The sequence below is a fragment of the Streptomyces sp. TG1A-60 genome (assembly GCF_037201975.1).
Lineage (GTDB): Bacteria > Actinomycetota > Actinomycetes > Streptomycetales > Streptomycetaceae > Streptomyces.
Genome location: NZ_CP147520.1, coordinates 333,684 through 352,409, shown reverse-complemented (window position 1 = coordinate 352,409; position 18,726 = coordinate 333,684). Strand labels below are relative to the sequence as shown.

Below are 18,726 nucleotides of genomic sequence, written 5' to 3'. Positions count from 1 at the left end.
GTGTGAAGAAAAACAACAGTTCCGTGTGCCACCCTGAACTGGCTCGCCGACCTGATACGCGGCCACCCCAAGAAGATCGGCTCGCGGTGGCGCGTCCTGCCCGCGGGGAAGATCGCCACCATCGTGCTGGCAGTGCTGCGCTGTGACCAGCGGCCCGGCGACCTGGCCGGCGGCAACGGAGTGCACCGCACCACCGTGACCTGATGGGTGAGGGAGGTCGTCGGCCTGCTCGCCGCCCGCGCCCCACGCCTGGACCGGGCCCTGAAGAAGATCGCCCGAATGGGCGGCGGCATCGTACTGCTGGACGGATCGGTGATCCGCACCCGGCGCAGAACCGGGAAGGAAAACCGGAAAAACTACTCCGGCAAGAACAAATGCCACGGCCTGCTCGTGATCGCCCTCACCGACGACCGGGGCCGACTGCTGTGGATCTCGGCGGCCCGCCCCGGGCGCACATCGGAGATCACCGCCTGCCGGCACGACCAGCTCACCCGGAAACTGCGGGAAGTCGGGCTCGGCGCCATCGCCGACCTGGGATTCATCGGCCTCGACGACGGCGGCCCCGACGCCGACCCGGCGGTGATCACCGGCTACAGGGCCGCCCGGAACCGGCCCCTGACACGAGGCCAGAAGCTGTCCAACAAGGCGCTGGCCGCGGTCCGCGCCCCGGTCGAGCACGGCTTCGCCCACCTGAAGAACTGGAGGGTCCTGGGCAAGGTCCGCACCGACCCGAAGTGGGCGACCACGCTGGTCAGGGCCCTGCTGGTCCTGACGAACCGTGAAATCGCCCGCTGACCGGTGATCTACACCGAAGTCATCCGCCCGCGACCAGCACGAGCCTCCCAAGCCTCACGCACACCAGACCCATGACCAGCAACTTCACGATGCACACTGCTCAGTTAGCGTCGACTGTCTCCCTGCCTTGGGAGACGGCCCAACCCAGCCGCTCGGCTCACGCTCCGGAAAGGCGGCGCCACCGATCCGCGTGGTGGTGCCGCCTTCCGCGTCTGTCCTGGCAAGACGCCCGCCGAGGACACGACGGAGCTGCTGGCCGAGACAGATCACGTGCTCACGGAGCTTGAGGCACTGATCCGCCGGATCAACCGCACGAACGCCACGGTGGACATAGGCCCCGACGGCACCCTGACCGACGCACTGGCCCGCCGGGACGCACTGCGCCTGCGGCACGCCGTACTCACCGCCGCGGCGGACGCCACACCTGGCGGGACGCGCCAACTGAAGTGCTCCGATCGATTGAGGCGCGATCCGGACCCGGCCGTTACCGGCTCGTAAGTCGCACGGTGCAGGCTTTTGCCACATGTATCCACCCCGCCGCCTTGCCGCCATTTCAGCCCGTCTCTGCGTGGTTGCCCTGCTGCTCACGGCTGCGGGGTGCGGCACGGACTCCGATCCGGCCGGCTCCGGCACCACTGGCTCCGCCGGCACGGCGGAATCCGGCGGCCAGGGCGCCCCGCCGAAGGCCGCTGCGGGCTCCCTCACTTGGGAGTTCGAGCACATCGCGGACTTCAGCGGAAAGCTCGCCGATGTCGCCGTCCTGGCCGAGGACGACATCTGGGCGGTCGGGACCGAGAACAACGGCACGGCCAACGCCCACCTGCTCCACTACGACGGTACGCAGTGGAAGCGCGAGCCCCTTCCCGAAGCTCTCGGCACCACCGACTACCCGCCACTGTTCGAAGAAGTCGGCGAGAAAGCACTGTGGTTGCGGCCGCAGACCTCCGCACAGCGCACCGGCGTGAACCCCTGGGCACAGTGGGACGGCACCCGCTGGTCCGCGGTGCCGAACCCCCCGCCAGGCAAAGTCAGGGACTTCGAGGCCGCGGGCCCGGACGACATCTGGGCCCTCGACGGCGAGCGGACCGCCCAGCACTGGGACGGCACGTCCTGGACCACGACCCGGCTGCCGTACGGCGCCTCCGACCTCGCCGTGGCGGGACCGGACGACGTCTGGGCGGTCGGCAGCCGCTCGACCGGGCCGGGCACCGAGCTGGGCCACGGCGAGCGGTACAGCCAGCCCGCCTCGATGCACTGGGACGGCACGTCCTGGACGTCGGTGGAGGCTCCACAGGCCCGCTTCGAGGAGCCGATTCCGCCGGAGCCCGGCGCCGGCCTCGGCCAGGTCTTCGCGCTCGACAGCGGTGAGGTGCGCGCGTACGGCATGAACACCTTCAACCACGGCGAGGTCGAGGACGAACCCGCGGACGAGTACATCCGGCTGCGCTGGGACGGCTCGAAGTGGGTCGAGCAGTCGCCCGCGCCCGGCGGGTGCACTCTGCGGATCCCGGTGGGTCAGGACGACGAGGGCCTGTTCCTCAGCGGCAACTGGTACCTGACCGACGACGGCCGGTGTGTGAAGATCAAGCGCCACCGCCTGCCGCTGTCGACCGGTGCCCGCAAGGGGTCGAACCAGTCGCTGTGGCTGGAGGAGATCCACCGAGTGCCCGGCACCGACGACTGGCTGGGGGCCGGACACGTCCAGGTCAACCAGTCCGGCGATCCCTTCGGCGCCCCCGTCGTCGTACGCCTGAAGCGCGGCGGCTGACCTTCTCGGCCGGCAACCGGCCGATACGCGCCGCCACCGGCACGGCCACGAAGGCCGGCGCCCCTGCCGCGAGCACTACTCACTCTCATTGGTGAGACTCTCACTCCGGCGCGCCGTGATCCGCTCCAGCTCGGACATCCCCGTACCCTCCCGTCGATCTGGTCGCGTATCCGCACGGTGACGGATCGTAGGCGGGCCCTCCCAGCAGGCGCAGCAGAACCCGAGAACCGCCCCGGCCGACCAGTCAGACGATCTTCACCATGGACACCAGCCGCCGACCAGCACGAGTAGCTCTCCCGTTCCTCACACCAGACCCGTGACCAGCAACTTCACGATGCACACCACTCATAGGTCAGCGGAGGGCGCAGCCGCAGCTACCGATCCGCGCTCTACGGCCGCCCATGCCTGACTAGATGCTCTCACGGGGCACCACGTCCTCATCGCGATCGTGACCTCAGTGCTCACCCTGTCAATCGGCGGCCGGTACATCTCGCCGCTCCTGGAGGTCCGCAACCGGCGCCGGCTAAGAGGCCCTAACAGAAGTTGTTGATCATGTGACTTTCTACCGGCATCGGTCAGCAGATCACTCGCGACGGCGGTCCACGTAAGATCACCGCTCGAGGGGTGGTGGCATGGCCATGAGGAACTACCGGTGGTGCGTGGCGATCGCGGCGGCACTGCTGCTGGCCGGCTGCGGCGGTGGCGCGGAGAGCGACAGCTGGAACGGCAAGGCGGTGGCGCTCACGAAGGAACAGGTACGGGAGACGTTGCCGGATGGCGTGGCCATGAAGCGTTGGAAGGAGTCGGCTCGACCCACGACCGTTGAAATGGACAAGCTCTACCGTTCGCAGGCCTGCCCCATCAAGGGCAACGCGGGCTGCGAGAACTCCCGCTTCTTCGGCGCCTCGACCTTCCGGCACAACGACAACGCCGCCACCGTCACCTTTCTGATCATCGCCTACGACAGCGAACAGGCCGCCCGTAAGGCGTACGACGTGCTCTGGGACGGCTACTACGGCAAGAAGGCGGGACAGCGGGCCAAGACGTTCAGCCTCGGCCCGATCGGAGACGAGCGCGACGCCCGGTTCGGTTCCTCCGGCTACTTCGGTGAGCCCGGCGCTGTGACCCAGACCCGGGTCGGCACGACGCTGCTGTGGACGCTGGTGGGTTCCATGGACAAAGACAAGGACGGCGTCAATGAGGACAGTGTCCGGGACCTGGCCACGGTGCTTGCCAAGCGGGCCCGACAGGCCCAGAACGGGGACGCGCCTTCCGCCGCGCCCGAGGCCTGACCGGGCGGCCACGCCGGGACCCGCCCCGCTGCTGGAGAGCAGAGGAGCTAATCCACCCGAACTTGGTCCCGCTGCACGAGCTCTTGAGTCATTCAGGCCGCTCCCTACGGACCGTACTGTCGCGCCAGTTGGGGACCCCCTCGTCATTGGGCCAGAACTGCTCACCACAGTCGCAGAACCAGACCGTCCCACTACCGCCGGGCCAGTTCATCTGAACGGCCTGCAGGTCCTCGTTACGCTCCTTGAGCTGACCAGACAGTCGATCACCTGCTGCTGCAGCGTGGTGATCTGGATCTTGAGCTGTTCAACGTCGTCGAGGGCCGTGAGACCGGACTCGCGCCAGGTCTGTTCACCAAGGAGTTCAGAGAGCTTGGTCTCCAGATGCCTGACGCGGGCGGCAAGACGGTTACCGCGGTCCAGGGCCTCGCGCCAGGTCCGCCTGGAGCGAGGCCCGGAAGATTTCAAGTCCAGTGAGACGTTGCGATGCTATGAGCTCTGTGGTGCGGGTTCCCTGCGCTTGGCGGGATCGTTGGTCCACGCCTTCTGAGGTATCTCGGGTGGGGTGGGGCGGCGGCCGAAGCGTGCGGGGTGGCGGGTGTAGGCCGCGGCCAGGGTGACGGCTCTTTGGTCGCGGACCTCCTCGGCGGTGCCGAAGTGGACGCTGGCCGGCGTGTGCCAGCCGATGCCCGAGTGCCGGTGCTCATGGTTGTAGTACGACGTGAACGCCTCGAACCATTCGCGTGCGTGCGCCAGGGAGTCGAACCGTTCGGGGTAGTCGGACATGTACTTGGTGGTCTTGAACTGGGCCTCGCTGTAGGGGTTGTCGTTGGAGGCCTTCGGCCGCGAGTGGCTTCGGGTGACACCGAGGTCGATCAGCAGCTGCGAGACCTTCTTGGACGTCATGGAGGTGCCCCGGTCGGCGTGGACCGCCTCGGGCACGATGCCGCCCAGTTCGATGGTCTCGCGGATCAACTCCTCGGCCCGCTCGGCTGATTCGGCGCGCTCCACGGTGTGACCGACGATGTAGCGGCTGAAGATGTCGATGACGACGTAGGCGTGGTACCAGATGCCCCTGGCCGGTGCGGCCACCTTGGTGATGTCCCAGGTGAAGACCTGCGAGGGGGCGGTGGCGACCAGCTCGGGCACGGTCTTGGCCGGGTGGGTGGCCTGACGGCGGCGCTCGCCGGCCTGGCCCTTCTCGCGCAGGATCCGGTACATCGTGGAGATGGAGCAGTGATAGCGGCCCGCGTCCAGCTCACGGGCCCAGATCTGCGCGGGCGGCAGCTCCGCGTACTCGGCGCTGTTCATCAACTCCAGTACCGCTGCGCGTTCTTCACCGGTCAGAGCCGAGGGCTGCACCTGGGCCTGGGAGCGGGGTCTGCGGGGCGCCGGGGGCTTCAGCCCGCGGTAGTGGGTGGCCCTGGACCGGCCGGTCAGCCGGAACGCGGCCGTGATGCCCACCTGGACTTCGACGCCGGTGAACGCGGTGTCCACGACGGGATCGGCCGTGTGCTTCAGTCCGCGCTCTCGGAGATCATTTCCAAGAGCGCGGAAGCTTTTCCCATCACCTCGAGTGCGGCCTTGTTCCGGGCCAAGTCCTTCTGCAGCCGCTCCACCTGCTGGCGCAGCTTCTCGTTCTCCACCTCCGCGGCGGACTTCTTCGCACGGGCCGGGCTGGTCCGGCGGTCGACCAGGCTTTTCAGGGCCCCGGCATCCCGGGCGGCCCGCCACTCCTTGACGTGCGAGTGGTAGAGCCGTTCCCGGCGCAGGACCGCACCCTTTTCATTCCTGGGCGCGGCGTCGTACTTGGCGACGATCCGCAGTTTGTACTCGGAGGTGAAGGTACGGCGCTTCGGCCTCGGTGCCGGGTCGGACCCGACGGGCTCAGTGCTGGGCATATGGGGCGGTTCTCCTGTCGTGCCCTCTCAGGCTAACCCCGCAGAGCGGGACGTCTCACCCAAGGCTGACAGAGAGGGCGCCCGCTGGCCCTCGAACAGGGCGATGCAGCATGCCCGCGACCGGATCCGGGAGATCACCGCCCGGCGCAGGCTCCCGCTGCAGCCGCAAGCGATCGTGGAGGACCTCAACTTGTTCCTCCGGGGCTGGATGGCGTACTTCAGATACGGCCACTCCGCCCAACGCTTCAGCAAGATCGGCAGATTCGCAAGGGAACGCGTCGCGCACTTCATCAGCAGGAAACACCGGCGCAGCCGGGCGTTCGGCTGGTGGGTACTGACCGTCGCGTCCCCGAACGAACTCGGACTGATCAGCCCGTACGGAACCGTCGTGGCACCCAGGGCAGGCAAGCCCTGGCGGGAAAGACCGAATGCCGCCGGTAAACGGCGTCGGTGAGCCGTGTGCGGGAGAACCGCATGCACGGTTCGAAGCGGCGGGGGCTGGAAACGGAGCGGACGTACTCCGCCACCGCGCCAGCCCCCGACCCTGCACCCTCACTTTGAGCTGGTCAGATGAAGGGTGAGGACGGCCTGGACGAGAATGGTGATCCGGGTGGTCGAGCACCGCAGTTTGCGGAGGAGCCGCCAGGACTTGAGGGTGGCGACGGCCTGCTCGACGAGGGCCCGGATCTTTGCGTGGGACCGGTTCACCGCCTTCTGGCCTGCGGAGAGGACCTCCCACCGTCCCCTGCACGGGATACGGACCGTGCCGCCGGCGCCCCGGTATCCCTTGTCGGCACAGCACGGGATGTCGGCCTCGGCGAGGGCGTCGACGATGCCGTGCTCGCGGGCCGCGCGGACGTCGTGGACGGCGCCGGGCAGGGCCGGTGAGGCCCACAGCAATCGGCCGAAGGGGTCGGCGATGACCTGCACGTTCATCCCGTGCCTCTTGTGTTTGCCGGAATAGAACGGCCGGTCCGCGGCAATGCGGTCGATCGGCAGGAGCGTGCCGTCCAGGATCAGATACGCCTTCACTGACGCGGTCCGCACCGCGTCAGCCAGACGGGGGGCGAGAGCGGCCAGGAGCTCGACCGCCTCGGTGACATAGCGGTAAGCCGTCGTGGTGCCGACGCCGAACCCGGCCGCGAGCTGCGCATACGTGTGGCCCATCCGTAGATGGGCGAGAGTGAGCAGGGCCTGGCGGCCGACGCTCAGGCGCCGCCACCGGGAGCCGATCGCACGGCGGTGCCGCCGCAACTGCTGCGTGAGGAAGCGGAGGGCGGAACTGGACACGTCGACGCCGGACGGGTAGACAAGCACGTGAAGCCTCTGGTGGAGACGGTTCTCTTGGTCGAGAACCCATCTGCCAGGGGCTTCACCATGTTGTCAGCCTAACTCGCCAGCGCTGCCCGCAGGTTGGAAACGGCTCAGTTCATGCGATTAGGTGGTTTAGCTCACGCCTGCACGCGTACTTTGACAGGCTCCTGTTTCCTGGCGGTGAGGCGTGCGGGGTGGTCATGACGGGGGCGGGTGCTGCGGCATCCTGTGCGACGTGTCGGCTGTCCTCGCGCTCGGTGAACCCCGACCAGCGTCAGGAGCGCAATATGTCACCTTCTGGGATTGATCCTGTTGTCTTCCCACGTCTGGAGGCGGACTTGGACAGGGTCCGTGAGGCTCTGGGACCGGTGCGTATCCAGGGCAGGCCCGAACTCGACGCGCTGACGCAGGAAGGGCCCGGTACGTCCCGCGGCCTGGTCCGTCCCACCCTTGCTCTGCTCTCGTACTACGTTCTCACGGACCCTTCGAGGCCGGCCGACGACCGGGCAGTGCTCGCCGCCGCAGCCGTCGAGATGCTGCACCTGGGCGCGCTCTACCACGATGACGTCGTGGATCACGCTCACGAGCGCCGGGGCCGCCCCAGCGCCAACGCGGTATGGGGTGATCACCTCGCCATCCTCGCCGGGGACTGCGTGATGCTCACCGGCCTCAACATGCTGGCGCAGCTTGGTCAGCGCGAAGTCATTGAGGGGACGATGGCGAACGAACGGATGTGCGCCGGCATGGTGATGGAGGCGGCCGACCTGTATTCGGCCTCGCGCAGCGAGCCGGCCTACCTCGATGCGATCGGTGGAAAGACGGCGCAGCTGTTCGCCTTGGCCTGTCGGCTGGGGGCAATGGAGGCGAACGGGGTCGGCGGTCGGCAGGATGGCTGGGAGGAGGCGCTGGCCGGGTTCGGCTGGCAGTTCGGGCACGCCTATCAGTTACGCGATGACATTCTCGATCTGACGTCCACAGTCGAGGAGTTGGGCAAGCCCGTCAACACGGATCTGTCCGAGGGTGTCTATACCCTGCCTGTGATCCGTGCGGTTTCCCGCGACCGCGAGCTTGGCCGCCTTTTGGGCAAGGAGATGACACAGGATGAAGCCGCGCGTGCCCGGAACCTCGTTGTCGCCTCCGGGGCCGTGCAAGAGGCGCAGGCGGTGGCCGACGCACACATGACCGAGGCCGCTGATCAGCTTTCCCGCCTTGCCGATCACTCCCATGCACTCGATGGACTAACGGCCTATGCTCGGGCCGTACTCGACCGGCCCACTGCTTCCCGCCCCGCGGCCATTCCCCACCAGATCCGGCAGGCCCCTCAGCCCCAGAACAGCGCGCACGCTAAGCAGGTCACACGGTGGCTGAAGGGCTGGCTTGTGGAGACCGGCATCGCCGCCACCCCAGCCGAGGCTGACCATCACCGGCTGTCGGGCGCTCTGTCGATGATTGAGCGGATCCTTCCTCGGGTGGCGGATGGGGCCGGCAACGCCGATGGCAATGACGATGACCTCTTCGAAAGGAGGCAGGCCAGCGCGGCCTTGGGCATGCTGTTCGGCGTGTGGGACGACCTGTTCGAGGATCCGCAACTGACGGACCCGCAAGCTGTCACCGCACTGAGGGAAGGACTGGTGGCGACATTGCGCCAGGACCCGGGCGCACCGTGGACGCACGGCGCGATCCCGACGGCCTGGGCGCAGTTGTGGCCGCGCTTGTGTAAAGGCAGGACAGTGCGATGGCAGGAGGCATTGCTCGACAACATCGAGGAATGGCTCCATGCCTGCGAGCGTGAGGCGCGCCACCGCATCAGCGGTTACATCCCCTCACCGGCGGACTGGCTGTCGTTGCGGAGGTCGACCGGTGGATTCGAGGTCGGCATGGCGTGCTCAGAGATCGTGCAGGACCGGGAGATGCCGCCGGCGGTGCGCAGCCACCGCATGGTCCGACGTCTTGAGGATCTCGGCTTCTTCGTCGTCTTCGCTGAGAACGACATGGCGGGGGTGGACCAGGACGAGGCAGACCAGGTCCCCTACAACCTGGTCCGGGCGATCCGTCACGAAATGGGGTGTAGCCGCGCGGAAGCCATCGAGCGTGTGGAGCGCCAGGTGGCGGAGAAGCGTGCCCAGTTCAACGCGGTATTCAAGTACGTGCCCGTGCTCTTCCGCACGTTGCCCGGCCTCTCCGGCCAGGGTGACCGGTATGCGGCGATCTACGATATGTTGAAACTGTTCTTTGATTTGCGGCAGGACGAGTCCGAAAGGTACCAGCCGAAGACCACGGCCGCGGGACCGGACCTGGAGCGTCTGCGTCGTGAGATCAGCTGGCCTGCCGCCCCGACCCCGTCCACGCGCTAGTTGGTCCCGGGGCTGGAGGAGCACGGTATCTCTGCGCCGGCTGCCCGCGCAGAGATACCGGGCCTCACCGATTCTCTGCCTTCCTCAACAGCACCGGGTCGGCATCCGTCTGTCGGCCGATCCGCACGGTGGCTGTCAGAGCGGACCTGGTGCGCCGGTGGAAGGCCAGCAGCCCGATGAGGCCGACGGCGGTGAACCAGGCCAGCTGGACGGCGAAGTCCACGGCGGACACGGTGGAGGAGAAGCCCGCGGCTGTCGCGGCCTGCATGGCACCGTAGGAGGGCAGCCAGCGCACCATGTCGCTGTTCGCTCCGCCGCTGGCGAGGGGATTTTGCAAGCCCAGGTCCACGACACTGATCATCACAACGGCGAACATGCCCTCCACCTCACGGCGCAGGAGCGTGCCGAGGGCGACGCCCAGCGCGCCGTAGGTCATCGCCGTGCAGAACAGCGCCGCGCCGAGCAGCACGGGCTGCCTGGGCGACCAGAAGCAGCAGATGACCGCGGTGGCGTAGGAACAGACGGCCACCGACATGATGACCAGGCAGGCGACCTTCGCCAGCCCCAGCGGAACCCGAGGGAACCCGGCCATGGACAGACGCTGGTCGAATGCCCCGTTGCTGAAGGTCGCCGCGAACATCATGAATCCGATGATCAGCGTGACCCCGTTCAGTGCCCCGGTGATCTGGGTGATTTTGTCACCGCCGGCGGTCAGCACGTGACCGGTGCCGTGCAGCCGGAACTGCACCGGCTCCTTGGCGATGGCCCAGCCCGTCATCATGACCCACACCGGAAGAAACACCGCCACGAGCAACATGGCGAACCGGTTCCTGGCGTGCTCCACCAGGCCATAACGAGTGGCGATCCTGAACAGCCGCATCCCGCGCCTCACCGTACGTCCTCCTGCCGTCCGTGCAGCACACCGTCCCGCAACCGCCACACCTGATCGAGCCGGTCGGTGTCGTAGGCCAAGTGCGAGACGACGAGGACCGATCGGCCAGCCGCGCGCAAGTCTCCGACCAGATCCCAAAAACGCAGGTAGGTCTCCCAGTCGAAGCCTTGGTACGGCTCGTCCAGCAGCAGCACCTGCGGGTCGTGCATCACCGCGAGCGTCAGATTCAGCTTCTGCCGCGTGCCGCCACTGAGCGTCCCCACCAGGGCGCCGGCGTACTGGGCGAAACCCAGGATCTCCATGACTTCCTCGGCCCGCCGCAGATCCGCAACGTCATAAGCCGCGCCGAAGAATTCCAGGTGCTGGCGCACCGTGAACACGTCGTTGACTACCACCTGCTGGGGGCAGTATCCGAACCGCCCACCGTGCCGGACCACTCCCCGGTCCGGTCGCAGCTCCCCCGAAAGGATTTTCAACAGCGTCGACTTGCCCGCCCCGTTCTCGCCGACGATGCCCACCACCGACCCAGCGGGCAGCGAGACGTCGATACCGCGCAATACCCGCCGACCGCCGTAGGAATGGTGGACTCCCTCTGCCTCCATCAACGCCCCCTCTCCCTCAGCCTCCGGTTGTAGGACATATGGATGTCCCACAACTGCCCAACGAACCAACGGCCGCAAGGAAACGCCACAGCACAGGCGAGTCAGGGCAGGCCGACACGGGGCAGATGCGTGTGACGACGGGATGGGCGGCGCCGATCGCCGCCGGAGATCGGGGCGCGCCAGGGGGAGGGATTCGCCCCGATACCGTCGGCGCCGGTGACCTCCCCGCGCCGCACCCCGGTGGCCGCCCTTACTCGTGATGGGCCTGCGACACGCCCGGATCGCCGAGTATCCCGTCCCGGTCGTGTCGCTCATCGACGGCGTGTGCATGGGCGGCGGTCTCGGTCTGTCCGTCCGCGGCGGCTTCCGGGTTGTCACCGAGCGCGCGGTGCGGGCGATGTCCGAGACCGGCATCGGATACTTCCCGGACGTCGGGGCCAGCTACTTTCTGCCGTGGTTGCCCGGCGCGATCGGCATGTACCTGGGGCTGACCGGGCACCGGCTCGACGCCGCCGACGCCCTGTACACGGGGCTGGCCACGCACCATGCCCCCGTGGACGAGCTCGACGCGGTCGGCGATGCCCTGGCCGACAACCCCGGCGATACGGTGGACGTGGTTCTGAACCGTCTCGCCGGCCGTTCCCCGGTGGCGGGCAGCAGGCTGGCGGAGGTACGCGGAGACCTGGACCGGGCGTTCGGCGCGCCGACCGTGGGCGAGATCGAGAAACGCCTGCGCCACCTCGCCACCCCCCTGGGCGGCAGAGGCGCTGGTTGCGCTGGAGTCCGCCTCGCCGCACAACCTGGAGATCACTCACGCCCTGCCGGCCCGGGGCAGGCAGCGTACGTTGCGCGAGTGCCTCAGCGCCGAACTCGCCCTCACGCACGACCATTCGCACTCCGGACCTCCCGGAGGGCGTCCGTGCTGCCCTGGTCGACAAGGACCGCAATCCCGACTGGCGACGTGCGTCACTCGGTGGACGGACGTGCGGGCAGCTCCGGCGACCGTGACGTCGACGGTTCACGACCGGAGGCGGGCGCGTGTTCCCAGCCGGGCGGTGACTTCACGGGGAGTGAGGGGCGAGTGCTCGGCGGAGCACTCGACGACGACGCGGACCGGGGCGTCGCACTCGGTGTGGCGTACGTCGAGTACAGGACCCTCGGAGCCGAGGGTGTATGCCTCGCCCCACTGGCTCAGCGCCATCAGAACGGGCCAGAGGTCCCAGCCCTTGCGGGTCAGGCGGTATTCGTTGCGGGAGCGGCTGCCGGGCTCCCGGTAGGGGACGGTCTTCAGGATGCCGGCCGAGGTCAGCTTGCGGAGGCGGTTGCTGAGGACGGCTTCCGACAGGCCGATGTGGCGGTGGAAGTCGTCGAAGCGGCGCACGCCGTTGACGGCGTCACGCAGGATCAGCAGCGTCCACTTCTCCCCGATCACGTCGAGCGTGCGCTGGACGGGGCAGTTCTCCGTGCTCGCCTCAAGCCACTCCATCCCGCCATCGTAAGGGACCTGTCTTCACCATTGACAGTCAGCTGAGCAGAAGCCTAGCTTCAACTGAAAAAGTCAGCTGACAGTCAGAGGGGAGGACGCTGGGCCGTGGGGCGAACGCGTACGTATCACTGGGAGGATCCCGCGATCTCGGCGGAGGCCGCCGGGCGCATGGCCGGCATCGACTTCCTGCGCGAGATGCAGGCGGGGCGGCTGCCGAGGCCGCCGATCAGTCACACCGTCGACTTCGCCCTCGACGAGGTGGAGCCCGGCAGGGCGGTCTTCTCGCTGACACCGGGCGAGGAGCACTACAACCCGATCGGCGGCGTGCACGGCGGCGTCTTCGCCACTCTGCTCGACTCGGCGGCGGGCTGCGCCGTCCAGTCGACCCTCCCGCAGGGCGTGGCGTACACCTCGCTCGATCTGACGGTGAAGTTCCTCCGGCCGATCACTGTGGACACGGGCCCAGTGCGCGCCATCGGCACGGTCGTCAGCAAGGGCCGCCAAACCGCCCTCGCCCAGGCCCAGTTGGTCGACGCCGAGGGCCGACTGCTCGCGCATGCCACCAGCAGCTGCATGCTCTTCCCGGTGCCCGCCCCTCGGATGTGACTCGGCAGGCAGCCCCCGGGTCCGCAGGGACAGCCGGTGCATGCCGCCGAGGTGGTCGCCGGCATGCGGGAGGCCCCGTTCTGGGCCGCCATGGAGGTCACGGCCCGCACTCTGCCCTACGACGGCCAGGTCATGGGCGACACCATGTCCGGCCGCCCACTGTCCGCCGACCGCTGGCAGTCCGTGACGATCCCCGTCCTCGTCGGCAGCAAAGACGCTGGCGCACCGCACATGCTCACCGGGCGCCCAAGAACTCGCCGCGCCGACAGGCGACTTCTCCCTGCACACCTTCCCGGGCCAGGAGCACGACATCGACCCCGAGCTCCTCGCTCCCGTTCTGACCGGCTTCTTCACCGCCGAGGCGCAGGCATGAGTGGGGACTTCGCCTGGGCATGTCCATGACGGCCTGATGCCGGAGCTCGTGCGCTTCGAGCAGTGCGTCGGCACCGCGCTGGTGCGCGAGGCGATGAGCGCCTGGACCGTCCTCTGTGTCGAGCAAGAGGTCAAGCGCTCAGGCGTCGTAGATGTGGAAGCCCCGGCCGCTCTTGCGGCCGAGGTGGCCCGCGGCGACCATGCGGCGCAGGAGGGCCGGTGGTGCGTACAGCGGCTCCTTGAACTCCTCGTACATCGACTCGGCCACGGCCTGGGCGGTGTCGAGGCCGATGAGGTCGAGGAGCCGCAACGGCCCCATGGGGTGGGCGCATCCGAGTTCCATGCCCCGGTCGATGTCCTCCGGCTGCGCGGCGCCCGACTCCACCATCCGTACCGCGCTGAGCAGGTAGGGCACGAGGAGGGCGTTGACGACGAAGCCGGAGCGGTCGGGCGCCTGGATGGCCTGTTTGCCCAGTTGCTCGGCGAAGCCGCGGGTGCGCAGCACGGTGTCCGCGCTGGTGGTGAGGGCGGGAATGAGCTCCACCAGCTGCTGCACGGGCACGGGGTTGAAAAAATGCATGCCGATGACCTGCGCGGGCCGCTCGGTGACGACGGCGAGATCGACGATGGGGATCGAGGAGGTGTTGGTGGCCAGGACCGCCGCGGGGTCTTCGACCGCCTTGTCCAGGGTGCGCAGGACGTCCGTCTTGATGTCGCGGTTCTCGGCGACCGCCTCGACGACGAACTGGCGGTCGGCCAAGTCGCTGAGGTCGTGGGTGAAGGAAAGCCTGGCGAGGGCCTGGTCCCGCTGCTCCTCGCTGAGCTTGGCGCGCCGCAGGCCTCGGTCGAGTGAGGCGGTGAGCCGGCGGCGGCCTGCCTCCAGCGCGTCCGGCGTGGCTTCGGCGACTTTGACGTCGATGCCGCTGCGGGCCGCGACTTCGGCGATGCCGGAGCCCATGAGGCCGCATCCGACCACGCCGAGACGAGTAACGGGATCCATCTGAGGTCCTATCTGCTGAGTCGCTGCGGGGTGGCTTCCGGGGTTACGGGCTGGGTCAGACGTTGCGGCGGTACTGGCCGCCCACCTCGAAGAAGGCCTCGGTGATCTGCTGGAGCGAGCAGACCCGGGTGGCGTCCATGAGGACGGCGAAGACGTTGTCGCCGTTCGTCGCCGCGTTCTTGAGAGCGGCCAGGGCGTCGTGGGCCTGGTCGCGGTGGCCGGTGTGGAAGTGGCGCACGCGCTCCAGCTGGGACTGCTTTTCCTCCTCGGTGGCCCGGGCGAGTTCCAGCTCCTGAGGCCGGCTGTCGCCGCCGGGGCGCAGGAAGGTGTTGACGCCGATGATGGGCAGGGTGCCGTCGTGCTTGCGCTGCTCGTAGAGCATCGACTCGTCCTGGATGCGGCCCCGCTGGTAGCCGGTCTCCATCGCGCCCAGTACGCCGCCGCGCTCGCTGATCCGCTCGAACTCCTGGAGTACGGCCTCCTCGACCAGGTCGGTGAGTTCGTCGATGATGAACGAGCCCTGGAGGGGGTTCTCGTTCATGGCCAGGCCCCACTCGCGGTTGATGACGAGCTGGATGGCCAGGGCCCGGCGCACGGAGTCCTCGGTGGGGGTGGTGACGGCCTCGTCGTAGGCGTTGGTGTGCAGTGAGTTCGCGTTGTCGTAGATGGCCGTGAGGGCCTGGAGGGTGGTGCGGATGTCGTTGAAGTCCATCTCCTGGGCGTGCAGGGAGCGTCCGGAGGTCTGGACGTGGTACTTCAGCTTCTGGCTGCGGTCGTCGGCCCCGTACTTCTCCTTCATCGCCACCGCCCAGATACGGCGGGCAACCCGGCCCAGCACCGAGTACTCCGGGTCCATGCCGTTGGAGAAGAAGAACGACAGGTTCGGGGCGAAGTCGTCGATGTGCATGCCCCGGGCGAGGTAGGCCTCGACGTAGGTGAAGCCGTTGGCGAGGGTGAAGGCGAGCTGGCTGATGGGGTTCGCGCCGGCTTCGGCGATGTGGTAGCCGGAGATGGACACGGAGTAGAAGTTGCGGACCTTGTGGGCGATGAACCACTCCTGGATGTCGGCCATCATCCGCAGGGAGAACTCGGTGGAGAACAGGCAGGTGTTCTGGCCCTGGTCCTCCTTGAGGATGTCGGCCTGCACCGTGCCGCGCACGCTCGCGAGCGCGTGCGCACGCAACTGTGCCGCCTCCTCGGGCGACGGGTCACGGCCCTCGGCGGCACGGAACCTGTCCAGCTGCTGGTCGACGGCGGTGTTGAGGAAGAACGCCAGGATGGTCGGCGCGGGGCCGTTGATGGTCATGGAGACCGAGGTCGTCGGGGCGACCAGGTCGAAGCCGTCGTAGAGCGCCTTCATGTCCGCCAGCGTGGCCACCGACACGCCCGAGGTGCCGACCTTGCCGTAGATGTCGGGGCGTTCGTCCGGGTCACGGCCGTAGAGGGTGACCGAGTCGAAGGCGGTGGACAGCCGGGTGGCCGGCTGGCCCTCGGACAGCAGCTTGAAGCGCCGGTTGGTACGGAACGGATCGCCCTCGCCGGCGAACATCCGCGCCGGGTCCTCGCCGTCGCGCTTGAACGGGAACACCCCGGCGGTGAAGGGGAAGTAGCCGGGCAGGTTCTCCCGGCGCCAGAACCCCACCAGCTCCCCGTGGTCGGTGTAGCGGGGCAGCGCGACGCGGCGGATCCTGTTGCCCGACAGGGACTCGCGGGTCAGCTCGGTGCGGATCTCCCTGTCCCGGACCTTCACCACCTGCTCGTCGCCGGAGTAGGCGGCGACGACGGCGGGCCAGTTCCCGAGCTGCTCCGCGATCTGGTGCGGGAGCTGCTTGCGGGCGTCGTCGAGGAGCGACTGCACGTTCGCCGCGTCGGAGCCGGCCCCGGCGAGTTCCGCCCTGACCGCCTCCAGGTACTGCACCCGCCTGGCCGCCCCGGCCAGGCGCGCGGTCTCGGCGTGGTACGCGCGGACCGTGTCGGTGATCTCGGCGAGGTAGCGCACCCGGCCTGCGGGGACCACCTGCCGGATGCCGGAGGAGTGGCGTACCCCGACCGGTGCCAGCGCCCCCTCGGACAACGGCAGGCCCTTCTCGGCCAGGCCCGTCTTCAGGTGCTGGTAGAGCGCGGTGACACCGTCGTCGTTGAACGTCGCCGCCGACGTGCCGTACACCGGCATGTCCTCGGGCCGCTTGCCGAACGCCTCGCGGTTGCGGACCAGTTGGCGGCCCACGTCGCGCAGCGCGTCCTGCGCGCCGCGCCGCTCGAACTTGTTGATCGCCACGACGTCGGCGAAGTCGAGCATGTCGATCTTCTCCAGCTGCGAGGCGGCACCGAACTCCGGCGTCATCACATACAGCGAGGTGTCGACGAACGGCACGATCGCCGCGTCGCCCTGGCCGATGCCCGGCGTCTCCACGATCACCAGGTCGAACCCGGCGGCCTTGGCCACGTCGATCACGTCGGTCAGGTGCTCGGGCAGCTCGCGACTGCCACGGGTGGCCAGGCTGCGGAAGAAGACCCGGTTCCCGTCCAGGGAGTTCATACGGATCCGGTCACCGAGCAGTGCCCCGCCGCCGCGGCGGCGGGTCGGGTCGACCGCGATCACGGCGATCCGCAGCTTGTCGTGCTGGTCGAGGCGGAAGCGGCGCACCAGCTCGTCCGTCAGAGACGACTTGCCCGAGCCGCCCGTGCCGGTGATGCCGAGCACCGGCATGACCCGTGCCGCGGCGGCGGCCCGCAGCCGCTCCAGGAGATCCGGGGCAGCTTGCCCAGTTCCGCGCCGGTGATGGCGCGGGCGATCGCGAACCGGTCACCGGCCAGCACGGCGGACGCGTCGGCCGGCTTGCCGTCCCAGAGGTCGAAGTCGCAGTCCTTCACGACCGAGTTGACCATCCCGGCCAGGCCCATCCGCTGCCCGTCCTCGGGCGAGAAGATGGTCACCCCGCTGCCGCGCAGCCGGGCGATCTCCTCGGGCACGATGACGCCGCCTCCGCCGCCCACCACCCGGATGTGGTCGGCTCCCCGCTCGCGCAGCGACTCGACCAGGTACTCGAAGTACTCCACGTGCCCGCCCTGGTACGACGAGACGGCGACACCGTGGGCGTCCTCCTCGAGAGCGGCGTCGACGACCTCCCGCACCGACCGGTTGTGTCCGAGGTGGATCACCTCCGCGCCCTGGGACTGGAAGATGCGCCGCATGATGTTGATCGACGCGTCATGCCCGTCGAACAGAGCCGAAGCCGTGACCAGACGGACGGGGTGCACGGGTCGGTGCAGATCACTCATGGGGGCCTTCCCGAACGGGGCGGGGGTACTGCCAACAGAAGAGATAGTAGGACGTCCTAGTAAATTGCAGGGGGTGATCGCCGTCACAGATCCAGGACGAGGCGGGTCCCGCACGAGCGGGAGACGCAGATGAGCATGGTGTCGCCCGCGGCCCGCTCGTCCTCGGTCAGCAGCGAGTCACGGTGGTCGGGCTTGCCGTCGAGTACGTCGGTCTCGCAGGTGCCGCACGTGCCTTCCCGGCAGGAGAAGTCGACCGCGACACCGGCCTGCTCCACGGTCTCGAGGACCGAGCGGTCCGCCGGCACAGTGAGGGTGATCCCGGATCGTGCGAGTTCCACCTCGAAGGCCTCGGCCTGGCCGGTCGCGTCTGTCCGTACCGGGGCGAACCGTTCGACGCCCAGCGTGCCGGCAGGCCAGTCCCCGCAGCGTTCCTGCACGGCCCGCAACAGAGGTTCGGGACCGCAGGCGTGCACCAGCGTGCCCTCCTCGGGTGCGCCGAGGTGGGCCGCGAGGTCCAGCAGGCCGTACTCGTCCTGCGGGCGCACGAGCACCCGGTCCCCGTGCGGGGCGAGACGGTCCAGGAACGCCATGGAGGTACGGGTGCGCCCGCCATACAGCAGGCGCCAGTCGGCTCCCGCGGCCTCGGCGGCCTCCACCATCGGAAGGATGGGTGTGATACCGACACCGCCGGCGATGAACAAGTGGCGTGCGGCGGGCCGCAGCGGGAAATTGTTCCGCGGTCCGCGGACCCGCACGGCGGCACCCTCGCGCAGGTGGTCGTGGACGTACGCCGAGCCGCCGCGGCCGTGCGGTTCGCGCAGCACGGCGATCTGCCAGGAGTCGCGCGCGGCCGGGTCTCCGCACAGGGAGTACTGACGGATCAGATCTCCGTTTTCGCCGTCGGCGCCGGCCAGGAGTACGTCGATGTGGGCGCCCGGTGTCCAGACGGGGAGCATCCCGCCGTCGGGGCGGCGCAGGGTGAGGGAGACAACACCGTCGGCGGCGAGGGTACGGGCCGCCACGGCAAGGGTCGTGTCGACCGAGGTCAGTTGGACGTTCATGATG

General features: G+C 68.6%; 14 protein-coding genes and 3 pseudogenes. 7 read left to right on the top strand and 10 right to left on the bottom strand.

The window, feature by feature from the left end:
- Positions 1 to 27: 27 nt before the first annotated feature.
- The 4 genes and pseudogenes from WBG99_RS00865 to WBG99_RS00850 form a co-directional block, all read left to right on the top strand.
- Positions 28 to 795, top strand: a pseudogene (locus WBG99_RS00865) (transposase family protein); the annotation flags it as partial.
- 219 nt (positions 796 to 1,014) lie between these two features.
- Positions 1,015 to 1,293 (top strand): annotated as a pseudogene (locus WBG99_RS00860) (DIP1984 family protein); the annotation flags it as partial.
- A 70-nt stretch (positions 1,294 to 1,363) separates the two neighbouring features.
- Positions 1,364 to 2,563, top strand: coding sequence for a hypothetical protein (locus tag WBG99_RS00855; RefSeq protein ID WP_338894432.1), 1,200 nt, complete (start codon positions 1,364 to 1,366; stop codon positions 2,561 to 2,563).
- A gap of 632 nt (positions 2,564 to 3,195) precedes the next feature.
- Complete coding sequence (locus WBG99_RS00850; protein ID WP_338894431.1) at positions 3,196 to 3,855, top strand: hypothetical protein; 660 nt, start codon at positions 3,196 to 3,198, stop codon at positions 3,853 to 3,855.
- A 486-nt stretch (positions 3,856 to 4,341) separates the two neighbouring features.
- Here the strand turns inward: WBG99_RS00850 and WBG99_RS00845 are convergent, their stop codons facing one another.
- Both WBG99_RS00845 and WBG99_RS00840 read right to left on the bottom strand, forming a co-directional pair.
- Positions 4,342 to 5,349, bottom strand: coding sequence for an IS3 family transposase (locus tag WBG99_RS00845; protein ID WP_338894430.1), 1,008 nt, complete (start codon positions 5,347 to 5,349; stop codon positions 4,342 to 4,344).
- Positions 5,350 to 5,369: 20 nt separating this feature from the next.
- On the bottom strand, positions 5,370 to 5,753 hold the full coding sequence (locus tag WBG99_RS00840) for a hypothetical protein (protein ID WP_338894429.1): 384 nt from the start codon (positions 5,751 to 5,753) through the stop codon (positions 5,370 to 5,372).
- A 103-nt stretch (positions 5,754 to 5,856) separates the two neighbouring features.
- On the opposite strand from WBG99_RS00840, the gene WBG99_RS00835 reads away from it, so the two are divergent.
- Positions 5,857 to 6,207 carry a group II intron maturase-specific domain-containing protein gene (locus WBG99_RS00835; RefSeq protein WP_338894428.1) on the top strand — a complete coding sequence of 117 codons (351 nt, stop codon included), beginning with the start codon at positions 5,857 to 5,859 and terminating at the stop codon, positions 6,205 to 6,207.
- 98 nt (positions 6,208 to 6,305) lie between these two features.
- On the opposite strand, the gene WBG99_RS00830 is transcribed toward WBG99_RS00835, so the two are convergent.
- A complete protein-coding gene (locus WBG99_RS00830) occupies positions 6,306 to 7,070 on the bottom strand; it encodes an IS5 family transposase (RefSeq protein ID WP_338894427.1) in 765 nt (254 codons plus the stop codon).
- A gap of 254 nt (positions 7,071 to 7,324) precedes the next feature.
- Between WBG99_RS00830 and WBG99_RS00825 the strand changes: the two genes are divergently transcribed.
- The gene (locus tag WBG99_RS00825) at positions 7,325 to 9,421 is read left to right on the top strand and encodes a polyprenyl synthetase family protein (protein ID WP_338894426.1); all 2,097 of its coding nucleotides are present in this window, start codon (positions 7,325 to 7,327) and stop codon (positions 9,419 to 9,421) included.
- 64 nt (positions 9,422 to 9,485) lie between these two features.
- Here the strand turns inward: WBG99_RS00825 and WBG99_RS00820 are convergent, their stop codons facing one another.
- From WBG99_RS00820 to WBG99_RS00805, 4 genes are all read right to left on the bottom strand, one after another.
- Entirely contained in the window at positions 9,486 to 10,301 is an 816-nt protein-coding gene (locus tag WBG99_RS00820) for an ABC transporter permease (protein WP_338894425.1), read from the bottom strand.
- Positions 10,302 to 10,309: 8 nt separating this feature from the next.
- Entirely contained in the window at positions 10,310 to 10,915 is a 606-nt protein-coding gene (locus WBG99_RS00815) for an ABC transporter ATP-binding protein (protein ID WP_338900161.1), read from the bottom strand.
- 250 nt (positions 10,916 to 11,165) lie between these two features.
- On the bottom strand, positions 11,166 to 11,714 hold the full coding sequence (locus WBG99_RS00810) for a hypothetical protein (RefSeq protein WP_338894424.1): 549 nt from the start codon (positions 11,712 to 11,714) through the stop codon (positions 11,166 to 11,168).
- 219 nt (positions 11,715 to 11,933) lie between these two features.
- Positions 11,934 to 12,401 carry a helix-turn-helix domain-containing protein gene (locus WBG99_RS00805; protein WP_338894423.1) on the bottom strand — a complete coding sequence of 156 codons (468 nt, stop codon included), beginning with the start codon at positions 12,399 to 12,401 and terminating at the stop codon, positions 11,934 to 11,936.
- Positions 12,402 to 12,506: 105 nt separating this feature from the next.
- On the opposite strand from WBG99_RS00805, the gene WBG99_RS00800 reads away from it, so the two are divergent.
- Positions 12,507 to 13,007 carry a PaaI family thioesterase gene (locus WBG99_RS00800; RefSeq protein WP_338894422.1) on the top strand — a complete coding sequence of 167 codons (501 nt, stop codon included), beginning with the start codon at positions 12,507 to 12,509 and terminating at the stop codon, positions 13,005 to 13,007.
- Between the two features lie 511 nt (positions 13,008 to 13,518).
- Here the strand turns inward: WBG99_RS00800 and WBG99_RS00795 are convergent.
- From WBG99_RS00795 to WBG99_RS00785, 3 genes and pseudogenes are all read right to left on the bottom strand, one after another.
- Positions 13,519 to 14,379 carry a 3-hydroxybutyryl-CoA dehydrogenase gene (locus WBG99_RS00795; RefSeq protein ID WP_338894421.1) on the bottom strand — a complete coding sequence of 287 codons (861 nt, stop codon included), beginning with the start codon at positions 14,377 to 14,379 and terminating at the stop codon, positions 13,519 to 13,521.
- A 55-nt stretch (positions 14,380 to 14,434) separates the two neighbouring features.
- Positions 14,435 to 17,661, bottom strand: a pseudogene (gene icmF, locus WBG99_RS00790) (fused isobutyryl-CoA mutase/GTPase IcmF).
- An 83-nt stretch (positions 17,662 to 17,744) separates the two neighbouring features.
- Positions 17,745 to 18,722, bottom strand: coding sequence for a PDR/VanB family oxidoreductase (locus WBG99_RS00785; protein ID WP_338894420.1), 978 nt, complete (start codon positions 18,720 to 18,722; stop codon positions 17,745 to 17,747).
- Positions 18,723 to 18,726: the final 4 nt, after the last annotated feature.